The sequence below is a fragment of the Pseudomonas sp. MAFF 730105 genome, assembly GCF_055380705.1.
In genome coordinates this window covers 4,058,139-4,083,225 of record NZ_AP018438.1, presented here as the reverse complement: position 1 = coordinate 4,083,225, position 25,087 = coordinate 4,058,139, and the positions used below count along the sequence as shown (strand labels likewise).

Annotated in this window: 11 protein-coding genes; 8 read left to right on the top strand and 3 right to left on the bottom strand. The window is 64.9% G+C overall.

The window, feature by feature from the left end; all coding sequences use genetic code 11:
- Window position 1: 1 nt before the first annotated feature.
- Together PCOSP_RS17420 and PCOSP_RS17415 are read right to left on the bottom strand one after the other, a co-directional pair.
- Window positions 2-9,922 (bottom strand): non-ribosomal peptide synthetase, encoded by a 9,921-nt coding sequence (locus PCOSP_RS17420; protein WP_464711959.1) that lies wholly within the window; start codon window positions 9,920-9,922, stop codon window positions 2-4.
- Complete coding sequence (locus PCOSP_RS17415) at window positions 9,868-16,128, bottom strand: amino acid adenylation domain-containing protein (RefSeq protein WP_464709152.1); 6,261 nt, start codon at window positions 16,126-16,128, stop codon at window positions 9,868-9,870. Before PCOSP_RS17415 ends, PCOSP_RS17420 begins: the two co-directional genes overlap by 55 nt.
- Before the next feature lie 362 nt (window positions 16,129-16,490).
- On the opposite strand from PCOSP_RS17415, the gene PCOSP_RS17410 reads away from it, so the two are divergent.
- The 3 genes from PCOSP_RS17410 (at window position 16,491) to PCOSP_RS17400 (ending at window position 19,591) form a co-directional block, all read left to right on the top strand.
- Complete coding sequence (locus PCOSP_RS17410) at window positions 16,491-17,495, top strand: cupin-like domain-containing protein (protein WP_139650343.1); 1,005 nt, start codon at window positions 16,491-16,493, stop codon at window positions 17,493-17,495.
- Window positions 17,492-18,862, top strand: coding sequence for an MFS transporter (locus PCOSP_RS17405; protein WP_139650342.1), 1,371 nt, complete (start codon window positions 17,492-17,494; stop codon window positions 18,860-18,862). Before PCOSP_RS17410 ends, PCOSP_RS17405 begins: the two co-directional genes overlap by 4 nt.
- Before the next feature lie 117 nt (window positions 18,863-18,979).
- On the top strand, window positions 18,980-19,591 hold the full coding sequence (locus PCOSP_RS17400; RefSeq protein WP_024780235.1) for an aspartyl/asparaginyl beta-hydroxylase domain-containing protein: 612 nt from the start codon (window positions 18,980-18,982) through the stop codon (window positions 19,589-19,591).
- A 157-nt stretch (window positions 19,592-19,748) separates the two neighbouring features.
- On the opposite strand, the gene PCOSP_RS17395 is transcribed toward PCOSP_RS17400, so the two are convergent.
- On the bottom strand, window positions 19,749-20,543 hold the full coding sequence (locus PCOSP_RS17395; protein WP_464709151.1) for an AraC family transcriptional regulator: 795 nt from the start codon (window positions 20,541-20,543) through the stop codon (window positions 19,749-19,751).
- A gap of 126 nt (window positions 20,544-20,669) precedes the next feature.
- Here PCOSP_RS17395 and PCOSP_RS17390 point away from each other — a divergent pair, with 126 nt between their 5' ends.
- From PCOSP_RS17390 to PCOSP_RS17370, 5 genes are all read left to right on the top strand, one after another.
- Window positions 20,670-20,858 (top strand): DUF1656 domain-containing protein, encoded by a 189-nt coding sequence (locus PCOSP_RS17390; protein WP_139650340.1) that lies wholly within the window; start codon window positions 20,670-20,672, stop codon window positions 20,856-20,858.
- 10 nt (window positions 20,859-20,868) lie between these two features.
- Window positions 20,869-21,777: an efflux RND transporter periplasmic adaptor subunit gene (locus tag PCOSP_RS17385; RefSeq protein WP_464709149.1), complete on the top strand. Its 909-nt coding sequence runs from the start codon at window positions 20,869-20,871 to the stop codon at window positions 21,775-21,777.
- Window positions 21,778-21,842: 65 nt separating this feature from the next.
- Window positions 21,843-23,735, top strand: a complete 1,893-nt coding sequence (locus tag PCOSP_RS17380) for an FUSC family protein (RefSeq protein WP_464709147.1) — start codon at window positions 21,843-21,845, stop codon at window positions 23,733-23,735.
- A gap of 62 nt (window positions 23,736-23,797) precedes the next feature.
- Window positions 23,798-24,577: a hypothetical protein gene (locus PCOSP_RS17375; protein ID WP_464709146.1), complete on the top strand. Its 780-nt coding sequence runs from the start codon at window positions 23,798-23,800 to the stop codon at window positions 24,575-24,577.
- Window positions 24,578-24,807: 230 nt separating this feature from the next.
- On the top strand, window positions 24,808-25,083 hold the full coding sequence (locus PCOSP_RS17370; RefSeq protein ID WP_139650336.1) for a metal/formaldehyde-sensitive transcriptional repressor: 276 nt from the start codon (window positions 24,808-24,810) through the stop codon (window positions 25,081-25,083).
- The last annotated feature ends 4 nt before the right edge of the window (window positions 25,084-25,087 follow it).

Genomic DNA, 25,087 nt, shown 5'->3' with positions numbered 1-25,087 from the left:
GTTAAGCATCCTTGGAGACGATAGCGAGCAGTTCGCTTTCAGACAGCGAAGCCATTTCTTGTTGCAGGTCCATCAATTCATCCGACTCGTACTGGGCCAGTTGCAGGGTGTTGATCAGGTCGGCCAGTGCCAGCAGCGACGGGTGCTCGAACAGGCTCCTGAGGGGCACTTCGACGGCGAAGGTTTCTCGTGCCCGCAGGGTGACTTGCACCGCCAGTAGCGAATGACCGCCGAGCTCGAAGAAGTCGTCGTGCCGACCGATCCGCTCCAGGCCCAGCAGCTCGGCCCAGATCTGCGCCAGCAGTTCTTCGGTTTCGCCGCTGGGGGCTTCGTACTCGCGGTAGGCGAAGTCCTCGCTGCGAGGCGCGGGCAGGGCGCGGCGGTCGAGCTTGCCGTTGGGGCTCAGCGGCAATTGTTCGACCACCACGAACGCCGCCGGGACCATGTAGTCCGGCAACTGCGAGGTCAGGTACGGGCGCAAGGTGCTGCTGGCATTGCGGCCGGCCAGGTGCGGCTCGACGCTCAGGTAGGCCACCAGGCGCAGGGCCCCGGGGCTGTCTTCGCGAGCGATGACGGCCGCCTCGCGCACCCCCGGCAGGGTCAGCATCAGGGCTTCGATTTCGCCGGGCTCGATGCGGAAACCGCGGATCTTGACCTGCTGGTCGTTGCGTCCGAGGAAGTCGAGTACGCCGTCGGCGCGCATGCGCACCAGGTCGCCGGTGCGGTACATCCGCGCCTCGTCGTCCGGGCTGAACGGGTCGGTGAGGAAGTGTTCGGCGTTCAGTTGCGCACGGTCCAGGTAGCCTCGGGCGACGCCCGCGCCCCCCACGTACAGTTCACCCGGCACGCCGAGTGGTGCCGGCCGGCCCTGTTCGTCGAGCACGTACAGGCGGCTGTTCGGGATGGCACGACCGATTGGCACCGTGCCCTGGTCCTGGGCGGTGCAGCGATGCACCGTGGCCCAGACGGTGGCTTCGGTGGGGCCGTACTCGTTGTACAAGGCGATGGCCGGTTCCAGGCCCGCACATTCCTGAACCAATTGTGCCGGGCAGGCTTCGCCGGCAACGATCATCTCCCGCAGGCTGCCGTGCCCGTTTTCGCTGGCAAGGCTCGCCAACACCAGACGGCCCAGGGACGGCACGCACAGCAGTGAAGTGATGGCCTGTTCGCCGATGAAGCGGGCGATGGCTTGCGGGTCGCGAGCGGCTTCGGCCGCCGGAACGCACAAGGTGCCGCCGCTGATCAACGTGCCGAAGATCCCTGCCACGGAGCTGTCGAAGGCAATCGACGAGAGCAACAGGAAGCGCTTGTCGATCGATGGCCCATACACCGTGCGCCTGGCCAGCGTCGAAGCAACCAGGTTGCGATGTTCGATCATCACCCCCTTGGGTTTGCCGGTGGAGCCGGAGGTGTAGATCACATAAGCCAGGTGCGCCGGGGTCAGGCCGGTGGCATCCCAGCGCGGATCGCGGGTACTCGTCTGCGCCGCCAGGGCCTGTTCGATGGCCAGGTAGCGGGTGCCTTCCTGCAGCGTGCCGATGGCGGCGCGACCGACCGGATCGGCCAGCAGCAGGCGCGGCCGAGCATCCTCGACAATTGACGCCAGGCGGTCGGCCGGGTAGCTCGGGTCCAGTGGCACGTAGGCGCCGCCGGCCTTGAGAATGCCCAGCAGGCCGCTGATCATCGCCGCGCTGCGTTCAACGCAGATCGCCACCAGATCCCCCGGTTGAACCCCGGTGGCGATCAAGTGATGGGCCAGGCGATTGGCTTGGGCATTGAGCTCGGCGTAAGTGAAGGCTTGCCGAGCGTCGACCAGGGCACAGGCGTCCGGTGTGCGGAGCACCTGCTCTTCGAACAGATGCTGGATGCACAGGTGTGTCGGGTAGTCCTCGCGGGTCTGGTTGAAGGTCTCCAGCAGCAGGCTGCGTTCCTGGGGCGGCAGCACGTCCAGTTGCGTGAGTGGAATCCGTGGCGTGTACATCAAGGCCTGGGTCAGTTGTTCCAGGGCCCGTTGCATCAGCGCACAGATGCGTTGTGGGTCCACTGCCCGGACGCTCTGTACCGTCAGCCCCAGGGCATCGCCATAGTCGTTGACCGACAGGGTCAGCGGGTAGTTGGTGCGCTCGGCGCTGTTGAGGATGCGCATGCCCGGCCATTGCAACTGGCTGTCGTCGCGCTGGTGCCGATAGTTGAGCAGGGTGGTGAACAGCGGCAAAGCGCTGGGCACGTCGCTGCAACGTTGGGCCAGGGCCAGGGAGGCCTGTTCGTGGGCCAGCAGTTCGATCAGGTCGCGATGGGTCGCCAGGACCTTGTCGTTGGCGCCAGCGCCGGCCAGTTGCACCCGCACCGGCAAGGTGTTGATGAACACCCCCAGGGCCCGTTCGGCCCCCGCCGAGCCTTGCAGGCGCCCGGCGACCACGGTGCCGAACACCACGTCGTCGCGCCCGGTGCAGCGGGCCAGCACTTGCGCCCAGGCCACATGGAACAGCGCCGCCGGGGTGATGCCCCGTTCCCTGGCCTGAGCCCGCAGGCGCAGGTTGAGTTCGAGGCTCAGTTGCACGCTGGCTTCTTCGATGTGATTGCCATCCCCTTGTACTTCGAGCAGGTCGAAGGGCGCGGTGGGCGCATCGACATCCGCCAGCCGGCGGCTGAAGTAGGCCTCGTGAACCTGGGCCGGCGTGGCTTGGGTCTGGGCGATGAAGTCGCGATAAGGCTGCGGTGTGCCCAGGCTGTCGCCGTGTCCGTGGAGGATTGCGTGGATTTCTTCCAGGACGATTTCCAGGGTGACGTGGTCGCTCGCCATGTGGTGATTGAGCAGCGCCAGCATCCAGCGTTCGGAACGCGGATCCCGGGCGATGCAGGCCCGCATCAGCGGTGCCTGGCGCAGATCCAGGCGCAGTTGCCGTGGGTCGCTCAGGGCTTCGAGTTGACTGAGCGGGTCCTGGTGACTGTCCAGAGTGACGCTGTGCACCGGCAGGCGCGCCTGGCGTTGCACCACTTGCACCGCCTGGGGCAAGCCGTCCCACTGCACGCAGGTGCGCAGGATGTCATGGCGATCGATCACCTGCTGCAAGGCGCCGATAAAGGCATCGAGGCGCTGGCGGTCGTCGAACTCGAGCAACGAGCGCACCAGATAGGCGTCGCCTTCGTGTCCGAGCAAGTGATGGAACAGGATGCCTTGCTGCAACGGGGCCAGGGGATAGATGTCCTGGATGTTTGCGGCGCCGCCAGGTATCGCAGCGACGATGCGTTCGAGCTGGTCCGCCGTCAGGTCCACCAGGGGCAACATGTCCGGCGTCAGGCTGCTGCAATCAGCCGGGATACGGTTGGCCGGGGCCTGGAAGGCCGTACTGGTGGTGTCGGTCAGGGCCGAGGCAAGGTCCCGCAGGGTCGGTGCGCCGAAGACGCTGCGCACGTCGGCGTTCAGGCCGTGTTCGCGCAGGCGTTCGATCAGGCTGACCGCCATCAGCGAATGGCCGCCGAGTTCGAAGAACCCATCGTGGCGGCCGACCTGCTCGAGGCCCAGCAGTTGTTGCCAGATATCGGCGATAGTCTGTTCCACCGAGCCTTGCGGTGCCTCATAGGCCTGGCTGGCGTAGGCGTCCTGATCCGGTTCAGGCAGGGCGCGGCGGTCCAGTTTGCCGTTGGGCGTAAGTGGCAGGGCGTCCAGCACCACGAAGGCACTGGGTACCATGTGCTCGGGCAGGCGGCCGAGGAGTTCGGCACGCAATTCTGTGGCGGCCGCCGGTTCACCGCACAGGTAGGCCACCAGGCGTTTGCCGGTCTGGTGGTCACGGGGGATGACGGCCGCTTCGCGGACCCCGGCAAGGGCGGCGAGGGCGGCTTCGATTTCCCCCAGCTCGACCCGCAGGCCACGGATTTTCACCTGATCGTCGTTACGTCCCAGGTATTGCAGGGTGCCGTCGGGCAACCAGCGGCCAATGTCGCCGGTCTTGTACAGGCGGGCTCCGGCCCGCTCGCTGAACGGGTCGTCAATGAAGCGTTCGGCACTGAGTTGCGGCAGGTTGAGGTAACCCCGTGCCACACCGACACCGCCGATATGGATTTCGCCGGGCACGCCCAGGGGCAGCAACTGGCCGTGGCTGTCCAGCACATGCAATTGCATGTTGCGGATCGGTCGGCCGATCGGAATCGAGCGGTTGCGGTAGGTGTCCAGATCGGCGTCGGCGGTGTACCAGGCGACCACGTCGCTGCACTCGGTCGGCCCGTAGCTGTTGATGATCGCCGGCCGTGGCAGCGGCAGTTTTTCCAGCATGGCGACCTGGATCGGCTCGCCGCCCAGTACCACCCGTTTCAGGCAGGCCAGTGCTTCGTGCCGGTCGGCATCCACCAGGGCGTGGAAGGCGCTGGGGGACATGTTGAGGTGGGTAATCCCGGCCTCGGCGATCTGGGCGACGATGGCGTTCGGGTTGAACGGTTCTTCGGCCAGGTGCAACGAGGCGCCGACCATCAGCGGGGCGAGGATGTTCTTCTGGGTCAGGTCGAAGTTATAGGACGAGGCCAGCAGCACCGCGTCGCCGGCATGGAAGGCCAGGTCGTCGATGTACCAGTCCAGCAGGTTGCGCAGGCCGCGATGTTCGACCATCACCCCTTTTGGCAGCCCGGTGGAACCGGAGGTATAGATCACGTAGGCCAGATGGCCCACATTCAGTTCGCTCACTTGCGGGTCATGGGCCGGTTGCTCCAGAAGTGCCGTGCTGCCCAGTTCGAGGGTGGCCAGGCCCAGGGGCACCGGCAACTCGTCCAGGCCTTGCTGGCGCACCAGGGCCCGTGGCGCGCTGTCGGCGAGCATGTGGGTCAGGCGTTGCGCCGGGTATTGCGGGTCCAGCGGCACATAGGCCGCCCCGGCCTTGAGGATGCCCAGCAGACCGATGACCATCTCCGGGCTGCGACGCGCACAGAGGCCGACGGTGTCGTCGGGCCGCACGCCCAGGGCGATCAAACCGTGGGCCACGCGGTTGGCCTGGGCATTGAGTTCGGCGTAGCTCAGGGTTTGCCCGGCACCGACCAGCGCCACTGCATCTGGCGTGCGACCCGCCTGTGCGGCGAAGACAGCATGGGGGAAGCGACTCGGGCTTTCATCCAGGCTGACGGGGGCAGGGTTGAACGTCTCCAGCAATTGCCGGCGTTGCTGGTTATCCAGCAGGGGCAGAGTTGCCACCGGCTGCGTGGCGTCCTCCAGCATCCCGTCGAGCAAGTGCAGCAGGTGCTGGCCCCAACGGGCGATGGTGCTTTCGTCGAAGAGGTCGGTGGCGTACTCGAACTGGCCGCTGATGGTTTCGCCGTCGTCGTTGAGGGACAGGCTCACGTCGAACTGGGTGGTGCCGGTGGGCTGGGCCAGTGGGCTCAGGCTCAAGCCTGGCAATTCCAAAGCCTGGTCCTGTGGCGTGTTGCCGAGCACCAGCATGGCCTGGAACAGCGGGCTATGACCGAGGCTGCGCTCCGGTTGCAAGGCTTCGACCACTTGTTCGAACGGCAGGTCCTGATGGCCGTAGGCGTCGAGGGTGGTGGCTTTGATGCGTTCGAGCAACTGCTCGACAGGGCTGTCGGCCGGCACGTCGATGCGCAGGGCCAGGGTGTTGACGAAGAAGCCGATCAGCGCTTCGGTTTCGCGCCGTGGACGGTTGGCGACGGGCGTGCCGACCACGACTTCCGCCTGATTGCTCAGGCGCGACAGCAGGATCGACCAGGCCCCCAGCAGGGTCATGAACGGGGTCAGGCCGCGCTGCTGGCTGAAGCGTCGCAGGCGCGCGCTCAGCGGTGCGGGCAGTTGCAGCGCCAGTGCGGCGCCCTGGTAGCTCTGCACCTGGGGCCGTGGGTGGTCGGCCGGCAGTTCCAGCAGCGCCGGGGCGCCGGTGAGATGCTCCTTCCAGAATTGCGTCTGGGCTTGCAGGCGTTCGCCTTGCAGGTGCTGTTGTTGCCAGGCGGCGTAGTCGGCGTATTGCAGGGTCAGGGGCGGCAGCGGATCTTCGCGATCCTGGCTGAACGCCGCGTATAGCGCATTGAACTCACCGATCAGCACCGCCACCGACCAGCCGTCGGAGACGATGTGGTGCTGGGTCACCAGCAGGATGTGCTCGTCCTCGGCCAGACGCAGCAGGCGTCCGCGAATCAGCGGGCCGGTGCTCAGGTCGAATGCGGCGCGGGCTTCTTCCTGGGACAGCTGTTCAACGGCCGGTTGCCGGGCTTCGGGGGCCAGGGCTTGCAGGTCGTGCTCGACCAGGGCGAAGCCGATGTCGGCCGGGGCGAAACGCTGGCGTACTTCGCCGTCCAGGCGCTCGAAGGTGGTGCGCAGGCTTTCGTGGCGGGCGACGATGCGGTCCAGGGCCCGTTGCAAGGCCTGGCGGTCCAGGCTGCCACGCAGGTGCAGGGCGGCGGGCATGTGGTAGGCGACGCTGGCGGCATGGTCCAGTTGATCGAGGAACCACAAGCGCTGCTGGGCCAGGGACAGCGGCAGCGGCTGCTCGCGAGAAACCACGGCAATCGCCTGGAGCCGGGATTGACCGGCCTGTTCGACGTGTTGGGCCAGTTCGCTCAGGGAGGTCTGGGCGAACAGGGTGCGCAGGTCGATCTCGGCGCCGAGGTCCTGGTGCAGGCGGGCTTGCAACTGCACGGTGAGCAGGGAGTGGCCGCCCAGTTCAAGGAAGCCGTCGTGACGGCCGACCTGGTCCAGGTGCAGCAGGTTCTTCCAGATCTCGGCGATGGCGATTTCGGTGTCACCTTGCGGTGCTTCGTAGGCCTTGCTGGCGAGAGCTTCCAGGCCGGGCTCGGGCAGGGCGCGGCGGTCGAGCTTGCCGTTGGCGGTGAGCGGCAGGGCGTCCAGGTGCACGAAAGCACTGGGCACCATGTACTCGGGCAGGTGCTTGAGCAGGGCGCTGCGCAGTTGCTCGGCACTGCTCGGTTCGCCACACAGATAGGCCACCAGGCGATTATCGTCCCGGGCAATGACCACGGCATCGGTGACCCCGGCACAGCCGAGCAGCACGTTCTCGATCTCGCCCAACTCGATACGGAAGCCGCGGATCTTCACCTGGAAGTCGTTGCGGCCCAGGTATTCGAGCGTGCCATCGGCCATCCAACGACCGAGGTCGCCGGTCTTGTACAGGCGGGCGTTCGGCTCACTGCTGAACGGATCGGCGATGAAACGCTCGGCGCTCAGCTCCGGCCGATTCAGGTAACCCCGGGCCACACCGACGCCGCCGATATGGATTTCCCCGGCCACCCCCAACGGTGCCGGCTCACCCCGCGCATCCAACACGTGGACCTGGACGTTGGCGAACGGCCGACCGATGCTTGGCCGTTCCCCCAAGTCGCGGATCAGGTCGATGGTGGCGTCCACCGTGCACTCGGTAGGGCCGTACATGTTGTAGAAACGGATGCTCTGGCAGTTGCGCAGCTTGTCCCAGGTGGCGGCGTTGATCGCTTCGCCACCGAGCAGCACGCTCACCGGCTGGTAGCTCTGACGTTCCAGCAGGCCGGCGGCGAGCAGGGTGTCGAGCTGCGACGGGGTGGAGTCGAAGGCATGCACTTGGTGCTGTTCGAGGAAGTCCAGCAACTCGCTGCCGCTGGCGCGGATCAGTTGCGGGATGATCACCAGGCGATGGCCGGAGAACAGCTGCGAGATGCCCTTGATCGACATGTCGAAGAAGAACCCGGCGTTCAGGGCCACGGTGGCCGGTGACGGGCAGTGCTGGTGGGTGGTGCGGGTCAGCACGTGCCAGAAGTTGAACACCGAACGGTGCTCGACCATCACGCCCTTGGACTGGCCGGTGGAACCGGAGGTGTAGATCACGTAGGCCAGATTTTCCGCGGTCAGGCCCGCTACCTGAGGGTTGCTGTCGAACGCCGCATCGTCGGCCGCTTGCAACGATTCCACGGTGTCCAGCAGCACCACCGGCAGTTCCCCGGACGGCAGGGACAGCGCCGATTGGGTCAACAGCGCCTGGGGTTGGCAGTCCTGCAGCATGAACGCCATGCGCTCGGCCGGGTGGGCCGGGTCGATGGGCACGTAGGCCGCACCGGCCTTGAGCACGCCCAAGAGGCCAACGATCATGTCCAGGCTGCGCTCGGCGCAGATGGCCACGCGCTGATCGGGTTGCACGCCCAGGTCGAGCAGTTGCCGGGCCAGGTGGTTGGCGCGACGATTGAGCTGGCGATAGCTCAACTGACGGTCTTCGCAGACCAGGGCCACGGCGTCGGGGTTGGCCTGCACCTGGGCTTCGAAGAGCTGGTGGATCGGTTGCGCCGGGCCGAAATCGCTGGCGGTGCGGTTGAAGTCTTCGAGCAGCAACTGGCGCTCGCCGGCGGGCAGCACGTCGAGGCTGCTGGTGAGACGACCAGGGGCTTGCTCCAGGGCATCCACCAAGGCGGCTACGGCCTGACCAAGATAAGCGGCGATGCGTTGCGGATCGATGCCGGCGATAGCCTGAGCAGTCACGGAGAAATCATCCCCTTCATCCGCTACGGCCACTTCGACCGGATAGTTGGTGCGGGCTTCGTTGCTCAAGAAGCGCACACCGTCCCAGGCCAGGACCTGATCGGTGTTGGCCAGCGAACCGCCGTCGGTTTGATGGCGGTAGTTGAGCAGTGTGGTGAACAGCGGCAGGCCAGGGCCGACGCCACTGCAGCGTTGAGCCAGGGCCAGGGAGGCCTGTTCGTGGTTCAGCAGTTCGCTGAGGTCGCGGTAGGTTTCGTCCACCAACGCGGCCACCCCGAACCCGGCCAGTCGGACCCGCACCGGCAAGGTATTGATGAACACCCCCAGCGCCCGGTCGGCGCCCACCGAGCCTTGCAGGCGGCCGGCTACCACGGTGCCGAACACTACGTCGTCGCGGTCGGTGCAGCGCCCGAGTACCTGGGCCCAGGCGATGTGGAACAGCACGGCTGGCGTGACGCCGGCCGCACGGGATTGGGTGCGGATCCGCTGGCTCAGTGCCGGATCGAGGCGCACGCTGGTTTCGGCGACTTGGCTGCCGTCACCCTGGACATCCAGTACGCCGAACGGCGCGGTGGGTTCGTCGACAGTCCCCAGGCGTTGGCTGAAGTAGGCTTCATGGGCCTGGGGCGACGTCGCCAGGACCTGGGCGACGAATTCCCGATAAGGCATCGGCGGCGGCAGGTTGTCGCCCTGGCCTTGCAACAGGGCCTGGACTTCTTCGAGGACGATGCCCAGGGACACATGGTCGCTGATCATGTGGTGGTCGAGCAGGGCCAGCAAGCAGCGTTCGGAGTGCGGAATCCGGGCGATGCAGGCCCGCATCAGCGGCGCCTGCTGCAAGTCCAGGCGCAGGTGCCGGGGATCGCTCAAGCGTTCCAGTTGAGCGCGCGGGTCTTCATCGGCGGCCAGGGCGATGTGCTGCAGCGGCAGCGTGGCCTGGCGTTGCACCACCTGTACCGGCTGCGGCTGGCCGACCCAATGCACGGCGCTGCGCAGGATGTCGTGGCGGTCGATCACCTGCTGCAAGGCACCGATAAAGGCCTCGAGACGCGCGTGGCTGTCGAATTCGATCAGCGAACGGACCAGGTACGCATCGCCTTCGTGTCCCAGCAGATGATGGAACAGGATGCCTTGCTGCAACGGGGCCAGCGGGTAGATGTCCTGGATATTGGCGGCCCCGCCCGGTACGGCGGCGACGATGCGTTCGAGCTGGGCCTCGCTCAGTTCCACCAGGGGCAGCATGTCGGGCGTCAGGGCGGTGCAGGCGTCCGGAATCCGGTTGGCCGGTGCGAGGAACGGCACGTCATGGCTGCGGCTCAGGGCCTGGGCCATTTCCCGCACGCTGGGGGCGGTGAACACGGTGCGCACGCTGGCGCTCAGGCCATGCTGGCGCAAGCGGTCGATCAGGCTCACGGCCAGCAGCGAATGCCCGCCGAGTTCGAAGAAGCGGTCGTGACGGCCAATCTTGTCGATGCCCAGCAGGTCTTGCCAGACGTTGGCAACGATCTGTTCGATCTCGCCCCGTGGGGCCTCGTAGGCGCGGCTGGCGAACGCTTCCTGGCCCGGTGCGGGCAGGGCGCGGCGGTCGAGTTTGCCGTTGGGGTCAGCGGCAGCGTTTCAAGCTGGACGAAGGCGCTGGGGACCATGTACTCGGGCAGCGCCGCCAGCAACGCGGCACGCAGTTGTTCCACCGGTACTGGCTCACCGCACAGGTAGGCGATCAGGCGCTTGCTGTCGGATTGACCCGGTTTGCTTTCCTGGGCAACCACCACCGCTTCGCGGACACCGGGGCACCCGGCAAGCACGGCTTCGATCTCCCCCAGTTCCACGCGGAAACCGCGGATCTTCACCTGGTCGTCGTTGCGTCCCAGGTACTGCAGGGTGCCGTCGGCGCACCAGCGTCCCAGGTCGCCGGTCTTGTACAGGCGTGCGTCCGGATCGGTGCTGAACGGGTCGGCGATGAAACGCTCGGCTGTCAGCTCGTGGCGATTGAGGTAGCCGCGAGCGACACCGACGCCGCCGATGTGAATTTCCCCGGCGACGCCCATGGGGACCAGGTTGCCGAGCGCATCCAGCACATGCAGTTGAGTGTTGCGCAGCGGCTTGCCGATGGAACGGAAATCGTCGTGCTCGCTTTCCATGCGGCGGATCGAGGCGTTGACCGTGGCTTCGGTCGGGCCGTAGGCATTGAACAGCGCCGGGCGATGGCCGGCGCGGGCGAACCACTGGCTCACGGCCTGCTTGCCCACCGCTTCGCCACCGATCATGAACTGACGCAGGCAAACGGGCAGGGCGACATGGGCGTCTCGGGCGACCTGTTGCCAGAACACGGTCGGCAGGTTGGCGACGCTGATTGCATGCTGCTCGCAGAGCGCGGCGAAGGCAGCGGTGCCGGCGATCCAGGCATCGCTGCGCAGCACCAGGGTGGCGCCGGACAGCAAGGCGCCAAAGATCTCTTCCACTGACATGTCGAAGGTCATGGTGGCGAATTGCAGGATGCGATCCTGGGGGTTGAGGCCGTAGCGTTCCTGCAGGGCACCGATCTGGTTGCACACCGAGCGGTGTTCGAGCATCACGCCTTTCGGCTTGCCGGTGGAGCCGGAGGTGTACATGACGTAGGCCAAATGCCGGGAGGTCAGGCCCTCGACCCTTGGGTTGCTGTCGTCCCCGTCCGCCGGGTCGTCGAGCAACAGCTGCGGCATGTGCAGCGCCGGCAGTTGTTCGGCCATCGTTTCGATCAGGTAGCCCTGGGTGAGAAGGACCCGCGGGGTGCTGTCGTCGAGCATGTGCTGCAAGCGATCCTGCGGATAGTTCGGGTCCAGCGGCACGTAGGCGCCGCCGGCCTTGAGAATGGCCAGGATGCCGACGATCATTTCCGGGCTGCGTTCCACCAACAGGGCGACCCGTTCATCCGGACGCAGGCCCGCGGCGATCAGGCGATGGGCGATGCGATTGGCCCGGGTGTTGAGTTCGCCATAGCTGAGACGGAACTCTTCGGCCTGCACGGCGATGGCCTGGGGGCGTGCCTGTACATGCTGCTCGAACCATTCCTGTAGCAGTCGGCCTTCGGCAAACGGCGCGTGGGTCTGGTTGAAACCGCCGAGCAATTGTCGGCGTTGCTGGTTATCCAGCAAGGGCAGCGTTGCCACCGGCTGCGTGGCGTCCTCCAGCATCCCGTCGAGCAAGTGCAGCAGGTGCTGGCCCCAACGGGCGATGGTGCTTTCGTCGAACAGGTCGGTGGCGTATTCGAACTGGCCGCTGATGGTCTCGCCGTCGTCGTTGAGGGACAGGCTCACATCGAACTGGGTGGTGCCGGTGGGCTGGGCCAGTGGGCTCAGGCTCAAGCCTGGCAATTCCAAAGTCTGGTCCTGTGGCGTGTTGCCGAGCACCAGCATGGCCTGGAACAGCGGGCTATGACCGAGGCTGCGCTCCGGTTGCAAGGCTTCGACCACTTGTTCGAACGGCAGGTCCTGATGGCCGTAGGCGTCGAGGGTGGTGGCTTTGATGCGTTCGAGCAACTGCTCGACAGGGCTGTCGGCCGGCACGTCGATGCGCAGGGCCAGGGTATTGACGAAGAAGCCGATCAGCGCTTCGGTTTCGCGCCGTGGACGGTTGGCGACGGGCGTGCCGACCACCACCTCCGACTGATTGCTCAGGCGCGACAGCAGGATCGACCAGGCCCCCAGCAGGGTCATGAACGGGGTCAGGCCGCGCTGCTGGCTGAAGCGCCGTAGGCGCGCGCTCAGCGGTGCGGGCAGTTGCAGCGCCAGTGCGGCGCCCTGGTAGCTCTGCACCTGGGGCCGTGGGTGGTCGGCCGGCAGTTCCAGCAGCGCCGGGGCACCGGTGAGATGCTCCTTCCAGAATTGCGTCTGGGCTTGCAGGCGTTCGCCTTGCAGGTGCTGTTGTTGCCAGGCGGCGTAATCGGCGTATTGCAGGGCCAGGGGCGGCAGCGGATCTTCGCGGTCCTGGCTGAACGCCGCGTATAGCGCATTGAACTCACCGATCAGCACCGCCACCGACCAGCCGTCGGAGACGATGTGGTGCTGGGTCACCAGCAGGATGTGCTCGTCCTCGGCCAGACGCAGCAGGCGTCCGCGAATCAGCGGGCCGCTGCTCAGGTCGAATGCGGCGCGGGCTTCTTCCTGGGACAGCTGTTCAACGGCCGGTTGCCGGGCTTCGGGGGCCAGGGCTTGTAGGTCGTGCTCGACCAGGGCGAAGCCGATGTCGGCCGGGGCGAAACGCTGGCGTACTTCGCCGTCCAGGCGTTCGAAGGTGGTGCGCAGGCTTTCGTGGCGGGCGACGATGCGGTCCAGGGCCCGCTGCAAGGCGTCTCGGTCCAGGCTGCCGCGCAGGTGCAGGGCGGCAGGCATGTGGTAGGCGACGCTGGCGGCATGGTCCAGTTGATCGAGGAACCACAAGCGTTGCTGGGCCAGGGACAGCGGCAGCGGTTGCTCGCGAGAAACCACGGCAATCGCCTGGAGCCGGGATTGACCGGCCTGTTCGACGTGTTGGGCCAGTTCGCTCAGGGAGGTCTGGGCGAATAGGGTGCGCAGGTCGATCTCGGCGCCGAGGTCCTGGTGCAGGCGTGCTTGCAGTTGCACGGTGAGCAGGGAGTGGCCGCCCAGTTCGAGGAAGCCGTCGTGACGGCCGACCTGGTCCAGGTGCAGCAGGTTTTTCCAGATCTCGGCGATGGCGACTTCGGTGTCACCTTGCGGCGCTTCATAGGCCTTGCTGGCGAGGGCTTCCAGGCCGGGCTCGGGCAGGGCGCGACGGTCGAGCTTGCCGTTGGCGGTGAGCGGCAGGGCGTCCAGGTGCACGAAAGCACTGGGCACCATGTACTCGGGCAGGTGCTTGAGCAGGGCGCTGCGCAGTTGCTCGGCAGGAACCGGTTCGCCGCAGACATAGGCTACCAGGCGCTTGCTCTCGGGTTGGCCGGGATGGTCTTCGCGGGCAATCACCACCACCTCGCGGACACCGGGGCACAGCGCCAGGGCCGCTTCGACTTCACCGATCTCGATGCGCAAACCGCGGATCTTCACCTGGAAGTCATTGCGGCCCAGGTACTCCAGCGCGCCGTTGGCGAGCCAGCGACCGAGGTCACCGGTCTTGTACAGCCGCGCGTTCGGGGCATTGCTGAACGGGTCGGCGATAAAGCTTTTAGCGCTGAGTTGCGGCAGGTTGAGATACCCGCGCGCCACGCCGATACCGCCGATATGGATTTCCCCGGCGATACCCAACGGTTGCGGTCTGCCACGGGCATCGAGCACGTGCATCTGGATGTTGGCGATCGGTTTGCCGATGGGCACGCTCTCGCCGGGATCGCTGGGGCGGCAGTGCCAGGCGGTCACGTCGATGGCCGCCTCGGTCGGACCATAGAGGTTATGCAGTTCAACGCCGGCCAGCTGCCGTTCGAAACGCCGTTGCAGGGCACGGGGCAGGGCTTCGCCACTGCACAGCACCCGACGCAGTTCGGGGAAGTCACGGTTGTCGGGGTGCTCCAGGAACAGGTCGAGCATCGACGGCACGAAGTGCAGCATGGTGATGCTCGCCTCGCGCATCACCTGGGCCAGGTAAGCCGGTTCCTGATGACCGCCGGGACGGGCCATGACCAGCTCGGCGCCGGCCAGCAAGGGCAGGAAGAACTCCCAGACCGACACGTCGAAACCGAACGGGGTCTTTTGCAGGACCCGGTCGCTGGCGTCGACGCCGTATTCGTCACGGGCCCAGAGCAAGCGGTTGACCACGCCGAGGTGTTCATTCATCACCCCCTTGGGGGTGCCGGTGGAACCCGAGGTGTAGAGCACGTAGGCCAGGTGCTGCGGCGTCAGGCCAAGCGCCTGCGAATCCGGATTGTGTGTGGGAAGGGCGCTCAGGACGTCCTCGTCATCGAGCGCCAGCGCCGGGATATTCAATGGCGGCAACTGGTTCAGCAAGGCGTGGCTGCTCAGTACAGCGCGGGGGGCACTGTCTTCGAGCATATAGGCTTGGCGCGCACTCGGCAGGTCCGGGTCGATGGGCACATAGGCGCCGCCGGCCTTGAGCACGCCCAGCAGGGCGACGACCATTTCCGGGCTGCGCTTGAGGCACACAGCCACTCTGGCATCCGGCTTCACGCCGAGTTCGATCAGGCGATGGGCGAGCTGGTTGGCCTGGCGGTTGAGCTGTTCGTAGCTGAGCAGCGGCCCGCCGTCGCCACGCACGGCACAGTTATGAGGACGTTGCTCGGCCTGCTGTTCGAACAGGGTGTGAATCAACACATCCCGCGGATACTCGCGGGCGGTGGCATTGAACTCGACTTGCAGGCGCTGGCGTTCGGCCGCGCTCATCAGCGGGTAGTCGCCCACCGGCGTGTCATGCTGCTCAAGTACCGCTTCGAGCATCGAGACGATGCGTTGTTGCAGCAGGCGGGCTTCTTCCACGCTGTAGTAGGCGGTGTTGAAGTTGAAGTCCAGGTGCACGTCTTCGAATGGGTGGTAGTCACGCACGAAGATCGCCATGGGCGTCTGTTCGTAGCCGTTGTCCATGGTGATGACGGTGGAAGAGGTGCCGCCGAACTGGTCGTCACCGTCCAGGCTTTCGAATGACAGCGAAACGTCGAACAGTTGCCGACGCCCGGCCTGTGCGAGGCGCAGGATGCGGTTGAGTTCGGCAATCGGGAAGCGTTGGTGGCGGTAGCAGCGGCGCAGTTGGCCGCCGGCGGCGTGCATCAGGTCCAGCAGCGAGGCGTCGAGGTCGACGGGCAGGCGAATCGGGCTCACCGAGGAAAACATCCCCGCGGTTTCCTTGGTGCGGGCGTTGGTACGGTTGTGCACGGGCATGCCGATGACCATCTCGTCGACGCCCACGGTCCGGCAGAAATAGGTGGCGACCACGCTGATCAGCACATGGGCCACCGACAGGCTGCGCTCGCTGGCGAATTCCGTCAGGGCGTTGTACAGCGCCCGCGGCAGCATCGCCTGGACTTGGGCGCTGGGGGCCAGTTCATTGGCCTGGCCTGTCTTGAAGTCGGCCCGGCGTTGCAGCAGCGACGGCGGCAATTGCGCGTAGGTTTCCTGCCAGAACTCGCGGTCGCGCTCGTAGCGTGACGATTGCAGGTAGGCGCGGTCGTCCTCCAGGAACGACAGGTAGGAATGCCCTTCGGCGACTTCGTCGTTACCAGCCAGCAAGCCGTTGTAGGCAGCGCCCACGGCATGACCGATCAACGCCACACCGATACCGTCGGTGACCAGGTGGTGATAACGGTTGAGCCAGTAGTGACGGTTCGGGCCGCAACGCACCATGCGCGCTTCCCAGAGTTGGCCGGTCAGTTCCGGGAACGGTTGGCGGAAAGCGTTGCGCAGGTACTCCATCGCCAGTCCGGCGTCGGCTTCGGCCTCGGTGAACTCCACGATGTCCAGCTTGACCTTGACCTCGGGCAAGACCCGTTGGCGGCCGATGCCGCCCTCATGGCTGAAGCTCAGCCGCAGGGCGTCATGGTTATTGGCGACCAGCTCGATGGCTTTCTCGAACAGCGGGATGTCGATTTCGCCCTTGATTTCCAGGGACATGCCGATGTTGTAGTAGGGCAGGTCCGGGTGTGCGATCTGGTCGAGCCAGATGCCCTGCTGGACGGAGGCCAGTTCGTGGGTGGCGCAGTCTTGCGTGGGCAGCTTTTCGGTCGACGAATCCATTTCGGAGCACCTGCAGGCAGAATCAATTGAGGTTTGTCTCCGTTCGAATGGCGGTGCATGAAGGCCTGGGCGACTGCCAATCGGCGGATGCAAATAGTCGTGGGGAGGGACATCGGGGCCGTGGGCAGGCGCCTGATGCGATGGGGGCGTCGGGGGCTGCGGTGCGGCTGTCGATGGGCCGTCCTGCCGTCCGGTCACGCCTGATGTCCCTTCACAATGTGGGAAAAAATTAGAGGATCCGCTTCCCGATGTCTGTCATGGGAAGCAGGGACAACGGCGGGAAACGCGGCTTTGCGACGCTTGGGCGTGGTCGCGCGAGTCTGTTATACCAACGACCCTGAGTGAGTTTGCGAGGGTTGAACATGTCACTGATCGCCGAATCGGAGCGTCCGGTTTCCAAGTTCTGGAGCCTGTCCCGTTTTCCCAATCACCCGCAGGCAGGGGCGGTCGAAGTGATCGATGCGCTGGCGATTTCCAAAGAGGATTTCACCCGCCGCTACGTCAATCGCAACCGGCCCTGCCTGATCAAGAATGCCGTGCGGCACTGGCCGGCCTTCCATAAGTGGAATCGCCTGGACTACCTCAAGGCTCACTCCCACAACAGTGCCGTGGTGGTTCGTTCGCAGATCGTCTCGGAGGTCATCGGCTGGTCCAATCCCAAGGTCAAGGCCGAGCTGACCGAGTATGCGAACACGGTCTACCGGGACATGCCGTTCCATGAGTTCCTCGACAGCCTGGGCGAGGGCGATTCGCCGCTGGTGGCCGACAGTTGCCGTTTCTCCGAAGGCTCGGCCATCGAGCGGCTGAAGGAGGACGTCGGTGGCCTGCCGTTCATGCCTCAGTTGGGCAAGACCCGGGCCTATCCTCCCCATCGCAGTTTCCTGTACCGCAACTCCTACACCGATTGGCATTTCCATGTCACCGACGAGACGTTCATGGCCCAGGTGGTCGGGGCCAAGGAAGTCCTGCTGCTGCCGCCGGACGAAACCAGTTGGCGGGCGTTGCGGCCGGTGATCGAGGAAGCGGGCTACCTGTACGACATCGATACCGGGCGTTTTCCCGGGACGCGGGACCTGCGTGCCCTGCGCACGGTGGTGGAGCCGGGTGATGCGTTGTACATCCCGGTCTACTGGTGGCATGCGGTCCAGTCCATGGACGACGCATTTGGCGCCACGGTCGCGGCCACGTTCCCGACACCTCTGCATGTCAGCGGCAACATCAGCTCGCCCATCGCCAGACGGGTGCTGCGCAACTACCTGTTTTCCCGCTACGCGCCCCTGGTGGTGGGTGCGGTGGCGTACTCCATGGTCTACCGGTTGATGAGCAAGCTGGTCGATGTCGCCACGTCCCGCGATGTGCGCACATGAGCCTGGTGAGCGACCGCAAGGGCTTCGATCTGGGACGGGGTTTCTATTTCCTCTGGTGTGGCGAGTCTCTGGCGGTCATCGGCACGGCACTGATGGAGTTCGCCCTCGGCGTCTGGGTGTACACCCACACCGGTTCGGCGGTGGCGTTCGCCAACGTGGTACTGGCGGCCACCTTGCCGGCGGTACTGTTCCTGCCACTGGCGGGAGGGCTGGCGGACCGGATCAGCCACCGGGTCATCATTGTCTGTTGCGATGTCAGCCTGGCGGTGCTGCTGCTGGGCGTCATGGCGTTGCTCTGGTTCGAGCGTCTGGAGCCGTTGCACCTGTACATCTTCAATTGCCTGGCATCGATTGTCAGTGCCTTCCGCAAGCCGGCCTACCAGGCGGCTGTCAGCACGATTGTCGCCCCGGATAAGTTCACCCGGGCCTCGGGATTGATCAGCATCAGCAAGAACGCTTCGGCCCTGGTGGCGCCCCTCTTGGCCGGGGCGATCATGGCGAAGGCCGGGCTGGTGACGATCCTGGCGGTGGACCTGGTGACGTTCTGTTCCGGCACGCTGCTGGTGATCAAGGCGTTTTCCCATGTGCGGCCGCCAGCGGCCCATCACGACGCGCTGGCCAAGGGCACGGTGTTCGGCGGAGCCCTGGGCAATGTCGCCGCGGCGCTGAAGTTCTTCGTCGCCGAGCGGCTGATGGCCGGGCTGCTGGTGTACACCATGATGCGCAGCGCGCTGTTGGCCCTGGCGACCTTGATGATGACGCCGTTGCTGTTGTCGACCCTGGGCAGCCAGGTCCTGGGCATGGCCTATACCTGGGCGGCCCTGGGTGGTTTGGCCGGTGCGGGGTTGTTGATTTCCATGGGCAATCCGCGCCGTTTGATGGCAATGGTGGCGGTGGCCGACCTGTTGCTGGCGGGGTGCGTCGTAGCCCTGGGGATGGTCTCGCAGGCGGTGGCTTACTGCGCCCTGGCATTCGTGGCGATCACCATGGCCAGCATCGCCGACGCCAGTGTGAATGCGCTGTGGATGCGCCGGATTCCCGCCGGCAGCCGCGCCAGTGTGTTTGCCTTGATCAGCATGTTGACCATTGCCGCCACCAGCCTGGCCGTCATCGTCGGCGGTTTCCTGGTCGATCACTGGTTCCAGCCGGCGCTGATGCCTGGCGGACTGTATGCCGATTCGATCGGGCGCTGGCTGGGGACCGGCCCGGGACGTGGCGTGGGGATGCTGTTCGTGGTCGCCGGGGCGCTGTTTGCGCTACTGCCGCTGGGTGTCCTGCTCTACGGACCGATGCGTCGCCTGGACGAAGCGCCCACGCCAGTGGCCGTGGTGCGGATGGCCGACGGCCCGCAGGTCGACCCGCTGTGATGCTGTACCGGATTCCCGTGACAGACAGGCCGGGCCCGCTGGGTCAACCTTCTCAGGCTGGTCCGCTGCGCCCCTCATCGCCACCGGAATCGACAACCCTCAACAAAAGGAGCACCTATGCGCCCGTCGTTTTATGATTCCAGCCGTTTTCCGCACCTCAAGAACCTTGCCGACAATTGGGAAGTGATCCGCGAGGAGTTCCTGGCCCTCGATGCACCGACCCTGACCATCAACCGCGTGGGCAAGTCGATCACCGAGATCGTCGATGAAGTGGCCGCGCACATGGAGGCCGGCGGTGAGTATGGCTGGCTCTGGGGCTGGGGTGATGACATGGACGTCATGCCGGAATGGACCCAATACGGCCTGGTCGCCTATGACACCCCGATCCCCTATGCCCGCGCCGCCATGCCCGGGACCATCGACCTGCTGAGCAAGATCCCCGGCATCAAGCTCTGCGCCTTGCTGCGCATGGAGCCCAACGTTTTCCTTGGCACCCACTCGCACACCGGCACTTGGGAAGAAGGCCTGTTGCACATGCAACTGACCATCGATGCCCCGACCACCCAGAACTATGCCTACCTCAACGTCAATGGCAACTTCAACCAGAGCACCAACGGCAACCTGGTGATCTTCGACGGCTCCCTCGACCACTTCGCCGTCAACGCTTCACGGGCGCACCGCACCGTGCTTTATCTTGAGTTCTATCGCGAGAAGCACATGGCGGCGTGAGGTCTGGGTGGGGCCAAGTCTGCTCGTAGGGGGGTGTGCCAGCCGATATCATCGCCGGCTGGACCGACGTCATCGCGAGCGGACTCTCCCTTGAAAGGGGAGCGTCGTCCTGGCATCACGGCGCATCTGTGTTCGCACTTGGCTTGCGCGGTTCCGGCTAACGCATCGCGGTGCTGCGGATGTAACGCGCCGGCGACGAGCCCAGTGTCTTGCGGAACATGCTGATGAACGAACTGACCGACTCGTACCCGAGCGCTTCTGCGGTTCGTTGCACCGACTCACCTTCGGCAAGGCTCTGCAACGCCACGATGATTTGCCATTGCTTGCGCCATTGGCCAAAGGTCAGCCCTGTTTCGCTCTTGACCAGACGCGCCAGGGACCGCTCGCTCATGGCGACCTGGCGTGCCCACTGGGCCATGGTGCAACGATTCGACGGGTCCTGGGCCAAGCCGCGGGCGATGAAACGCAATTGCGTGGCGGCGGGAAGCGGCAGGTACAGCTGTTCCGAAGGGGCCAGCGCCAATTGTTCGAGGAGTACGCTCGCCACGCGTGCGTTGGCAGAGGTGGGCGGATAGTCCTGGGCCTGTGCGCTCAGGTGCAGGATCAACTCCAGGATCAATGGGGAAAGCACCAGCGTGCAGCATTTCTCCGGTAGAGCGGCGGCGCCGGGCTCTACGAACAAATAGCCGATCTTGCCGTTGGCAGTCACCCGGTTGCTATGGGCGATACCGCCCGGAATCCATACGCCGAAACCCGACGGCACCATCCAGACACCATCCTCTACGGTGCATACGATGCCCCCGTGATAAGCCACCACCAGTTGGCCCTTGCGATGGGTGTGCACGGGAAATTCGGTGTCGTTTCGCTGGTTCTCCAACATCAGCGCGACGGCGGGCTGGTCGAAGCTATCCAGTTCGAACTGATCAACCGCATAGCGATTCGTCTCGTCCATGGCACTCCATCCGGATTGTCCGAATTTGATTATAGATTGGCAGCATACTCAATATCGGCACGTTCTCGCAGTCCCTACCATCGTCATCAAGGCCATCAAGGTGATTGCCTCCGGTGAGACTCAACGATGCTGAGCGAAATCACGATTGCCCACCTCTACCTTCCACCCTTGCTGCTCTACCTGGGCGTCGCAGTGCTGGTGTACGGCGTGCTGGAGCGGAGCATGCGGCATTGGCTGGATTGGACCTGGCACCCGAGCATGGCGCGCTTCTTCGTGTCGCTGATTGTCCTCTCGATCCTGGTCCTGAAGTGTTGAGGGCGGCGCGATGACCATCAATCATTTCCTCAAGATGCTCGTAACCCTTGGGCTCGGCCTGATTGCACTGCTGTTCTGCATGCAGTTGTGGCGCACCTATGAGCTGGCACCCTGGACGCGGGACGGGCGGGTCAGTGCGCACGTCATTCGTATCGCCCCCGAGGTGTCTGGCCAGGTTGAACGACTGCTCGTGGGAGACAACCAATGGGTCGCCAAGGGCGCTTCGCTGTATCAGATCGATCGCAGCGCCTATCTGCTTGCCCAGCAACAGCGCACGGCCGAGCTTGCCGAGGCGCGCAGTGTCTTCGAACAGCGCAGCGCACAGCTCAAGCGTCGCAACCAGCTCGGCGATGCCATTGCGCGGGAGGAGATCGACAACGCCGCCCGGGATCTGGCGGTGGCCAGGGCGCGTCTGGACGCCGCCCAGAGCCAGCTGGCCCAGGCGCGGCTTGACCTGGACCGCACGACCATTCGCTCACCGGTCGATGGATACGTGACCCAGCTGCGCCTTCAGCCAGGTGACTACGCCTCGGCGGGTGACACCAATATCTTTGTGGTCGATAGCCATAGCTTCTGGGTCACCGGCTATTTCGAAGAGACCAAGTTGGCGGGTATTCGAGTGGGCGCTGCGGCGTCGATCAAGCTCATGGGCTTTTCGCCGTTGCTCGAAGGGCACGTCGCAAGCATGGGCAGGGGTATCGCCGACGGCAACGAACAGCGCGGCAACAATGGTTTGCCTCAAGTGGCGCCGACATTCAGCTGGATACGCCTGGCCCAACGGGTGCCTGTACGGATCGAGCTGGACCACGTGCCGCCGGACGTGGAGCTGGCAGCCGGGATGACCGCCAGTATCGAGGTCGCCGAGACGGGGGCAGGGCCACGTTGGAGGCTGACGCAGTGGCTTCAGGCGCTCCTGTGAAGGGCCGCGCATGGCGAACGCTCGGCGCATGGGCCGGATCATGGAGTCCCCTGGCATCTGGCTACATGTTGCGCAGTCTTGCGGCGGCCTCTCTGGCGCTATGGCTGGGCTTCCAGTTACATCTGGAGGCGCCATTCTCGGCGGCTTCGACGGTGCTGCTGCTGATCCATCCGCTTCAAGGCGCGGTGGTCGGCAAGGGTTTCAATCGGGTCCTGGGAACCGTGGTGGGACTGGCCGTTGCGTTGCTCCTGACCGGCATGTTCGCCCAGAAAATGTTGCTGCTCATCCTCGGGATCGGGGTATGGCTCGGTCTCTGTGTGGGGGCCATGACCCTGCTTCGGCACTATCACGCCACGGCGGCCGTCGTCGCTGGCTACACGGTCTGCCTTGCCCTGGGCCCCGCCATCGTCACGCCGCAGTTGGGTTTCGATCATATCGTGGCGCGCTGCACGGCGGTCGCACTGGGGGTGTTGAGCCTGAGCCTGGTGGCCACCTTGTTCAGCCGCAAGACCGTCGAGCCCAAACTGAACCGGGCCCTCCACGACGTCTGCTCTCGCACCGTGCGGTTGCTGGCCACGCGATTCAAGGGGGAACACAGTGCGGATCCGGCGATTGCGCAACGCCCGCTCGCCATCGACATCAGCAAGGTGGACGAACTGCTCGGGATCGGCCGAGGTGAGTCCTTGCTGATCCGTTCCAGGCTTGCGGCCCTGCAGGCAGGGCTGGCGTATCTGCATGCCGTGGTTCTGGACGAAGGCGCGACCGATCAGCCTGTTTCGCCTTCGTTCGCCCGAACGGGCATGGACCTGCAACGGTTGGCCGACGCATTGCCGGGCTTTTGCGTGGCGGCCGATGAAGTCCGGGAGATGCAACACCGCCTTGCGCAATGGCCGGAAAACAACACGAGCCAACAGCGCCTGAAGGAACAGTTGGCAGACCTGTCCAGCGCCTTGTCGAGCTTCGCCAGCCTTGAGCATGGGCGTCAGATGCCTGCCCGCGCGGTGGGTTTTCACCGACATTATGGCGACGCGCTGCGTAACGGCGTGCGAGCGCTGTTGGCGACATTGGCAATCGCAGCTTTCTGGTACCTGTCTGCCTGGGACCAAGGGCCAACGTTGCTGGCGGTATCGGGACCGTGCTGTACTTTGCTGGCCACCAGCCCGGCGCCTGCTCAAGGCCTGGCTCGCTTCTTCGAGGGCACCGTCTACGCAATAGTGGCGGCAGCAGCGTGCAAGTTCCTGGTGTTGCCACACATCAGTGGGCTCGCATTGCTCACGGTCGTGATGATTGCGTTCTGGGCCGTGGGGATTCAGGCCACGACCCGCCCGCGTCATGCCCTGCAAGGTATCGCTTATCTGATCGGCTTCAACACGCTCGTCAGCACAGGCCTGGCCGCCCGGTACGACTTCGCCGACTTCGCCAACCAGGCTCTCGCCTGGATCGTGGCGCTTGCCATATGCCTGTTGGCCTTCCTGTTACTGCCGGGAAAACCCCACCGCCACCCGCACGTCCTGAAGAGGGCGATACTCCAGGACACCCGGCGACTGCTTCGTCATGGACACCGGATGGACCTGCTCAAGTGGCAGGCAAGGCAGCAGCACCGATTGGTGACCTTGCAGGCGCTGTCGGGGGCACATGATCAGCAGTCTGCGCAGGCTGGTTCGACGGCCCTGCAATTGAGCCGACAATGGATTCGACTGCAACGTCAAACCCGCGACCTGGACCCTGAATCATCGGTGGGCAAGTGCGCACGACGGGGCGACCGACGGATTTCCCGGTCCGCCTCCCATCCAGCGATCAGCGCGGTCCAGGCCCGTCGAACGTCCAGGTCACTGACCCGCCTTGACGCCCATGACCTGGCGGCTGGCTACCTGGCTTTGGCGGGGTTGCTCGAAACCTACGCAAGCGCGAATCAGCGCACATTTGACCGACGCCTGCGTGGGCAGCCTGTCCAGTAGTCGCTATAGTGCCCGCTTTACGCCGCTCCGGCACTGACACGGCAGTCACAGGAACCCTTCACATGTCCCATGGCGAAATCGCTACCCGCCCTGAAATCACCCACTTTCCACTTTCCCCAAGCGTTGAACAGGCCCGCCAACTGATCCCTCCCGCCGAAGAGCGCCTGGCGCAGCGCAAGCGCGTGGTGCTCAAACCGTTCAAGATCGTCCAAGGGCTCGTCTGTGGATACTTCCTGATCAAATGGGTGGCGCAGGGGCACTACTTCGGTGGCCCGATTCTCGCGGGACTGCTCTGGTGCGTGACCTGGGTCTTCAGCCTGCCGCTGGGGTTGTTATGGCGCAAGGAAAGTCGCGAACTCAAGCGTGTTCAGGATAACGTCGGCGTCGTCTTGCACAAGACGTGCACGGACTTCCTTGCCGAACAGGCCCTGGGGCCGTATCGCTGGATCTCTCGCGGCGAGAGCATGCTCGGACTGTTTCCGGAAACCGCCGTGCTCTATCTCTATTCAGAGGTGTCCGGCTACCAGCATGCGCTGATCGATGCGCCGCAGGTGGTCCGTCAGGTACGGGTCGACGAGAAAACCCAGACCGTCCATACCTCCAACACTCATACCACCCACAGTGAGCGAAGGGTCAGCAGCACGCACTTTGGCGGCGAGATCGGCAAAGGCACGTCAAACTCCACCACCTATACGTCCAGTACGACCCACCACACCTTTACCTTGCAGATTCAGTTTCAGATCGGCTCCGGCACGCCTTGCTGGACAACCTGGTCGTTTGGCAACGACTGGCAGGACGCCGAGAACTGGCGGTTGCAGATCGCACAGGCGGCGGGCTTGTAGATATCGGCGCTGTCGGGCGGCGTCTCCCCTGGTATCCCAATCAAGCCACAAACCTGTAGGAGCAATGCTTGCTCGCGATAGCGACAGACCAGTCAACATCGCTGCTGACTGACTTACCGCAATCGCGAGCAAGCTTTGCTCCTACAGGTTCTGCGCTGTCTGATCCTCAACTGATGAAAGACCTGTCTACGTGGTATGCTCGTCGCCAATATAGGGTAGGGGGGTATGCTATGTCGCATGCGCAGGCGGGAAAAGAAGATCTGCTCAAGCGCGTGAAGCGTATTGCCGGGCAGGTACAGGCAATCGAACGCGCACTGGAGGGCGAGGCCGACTGCGCGAAGACCTTGCACCTGGTGGCGGCGACCCGTGGGGCGATAAACGGTCTGCTCGACGAAATCATCGAGGACCATGCCCGGGAGCATGTCGCCAAGCCTGGCCTTACCGATCAGGAGCGGGCACAGGGCGTAGAGGAACTGCTCGAAGCCATACGTCGGTATTCAAAGTGAGAGA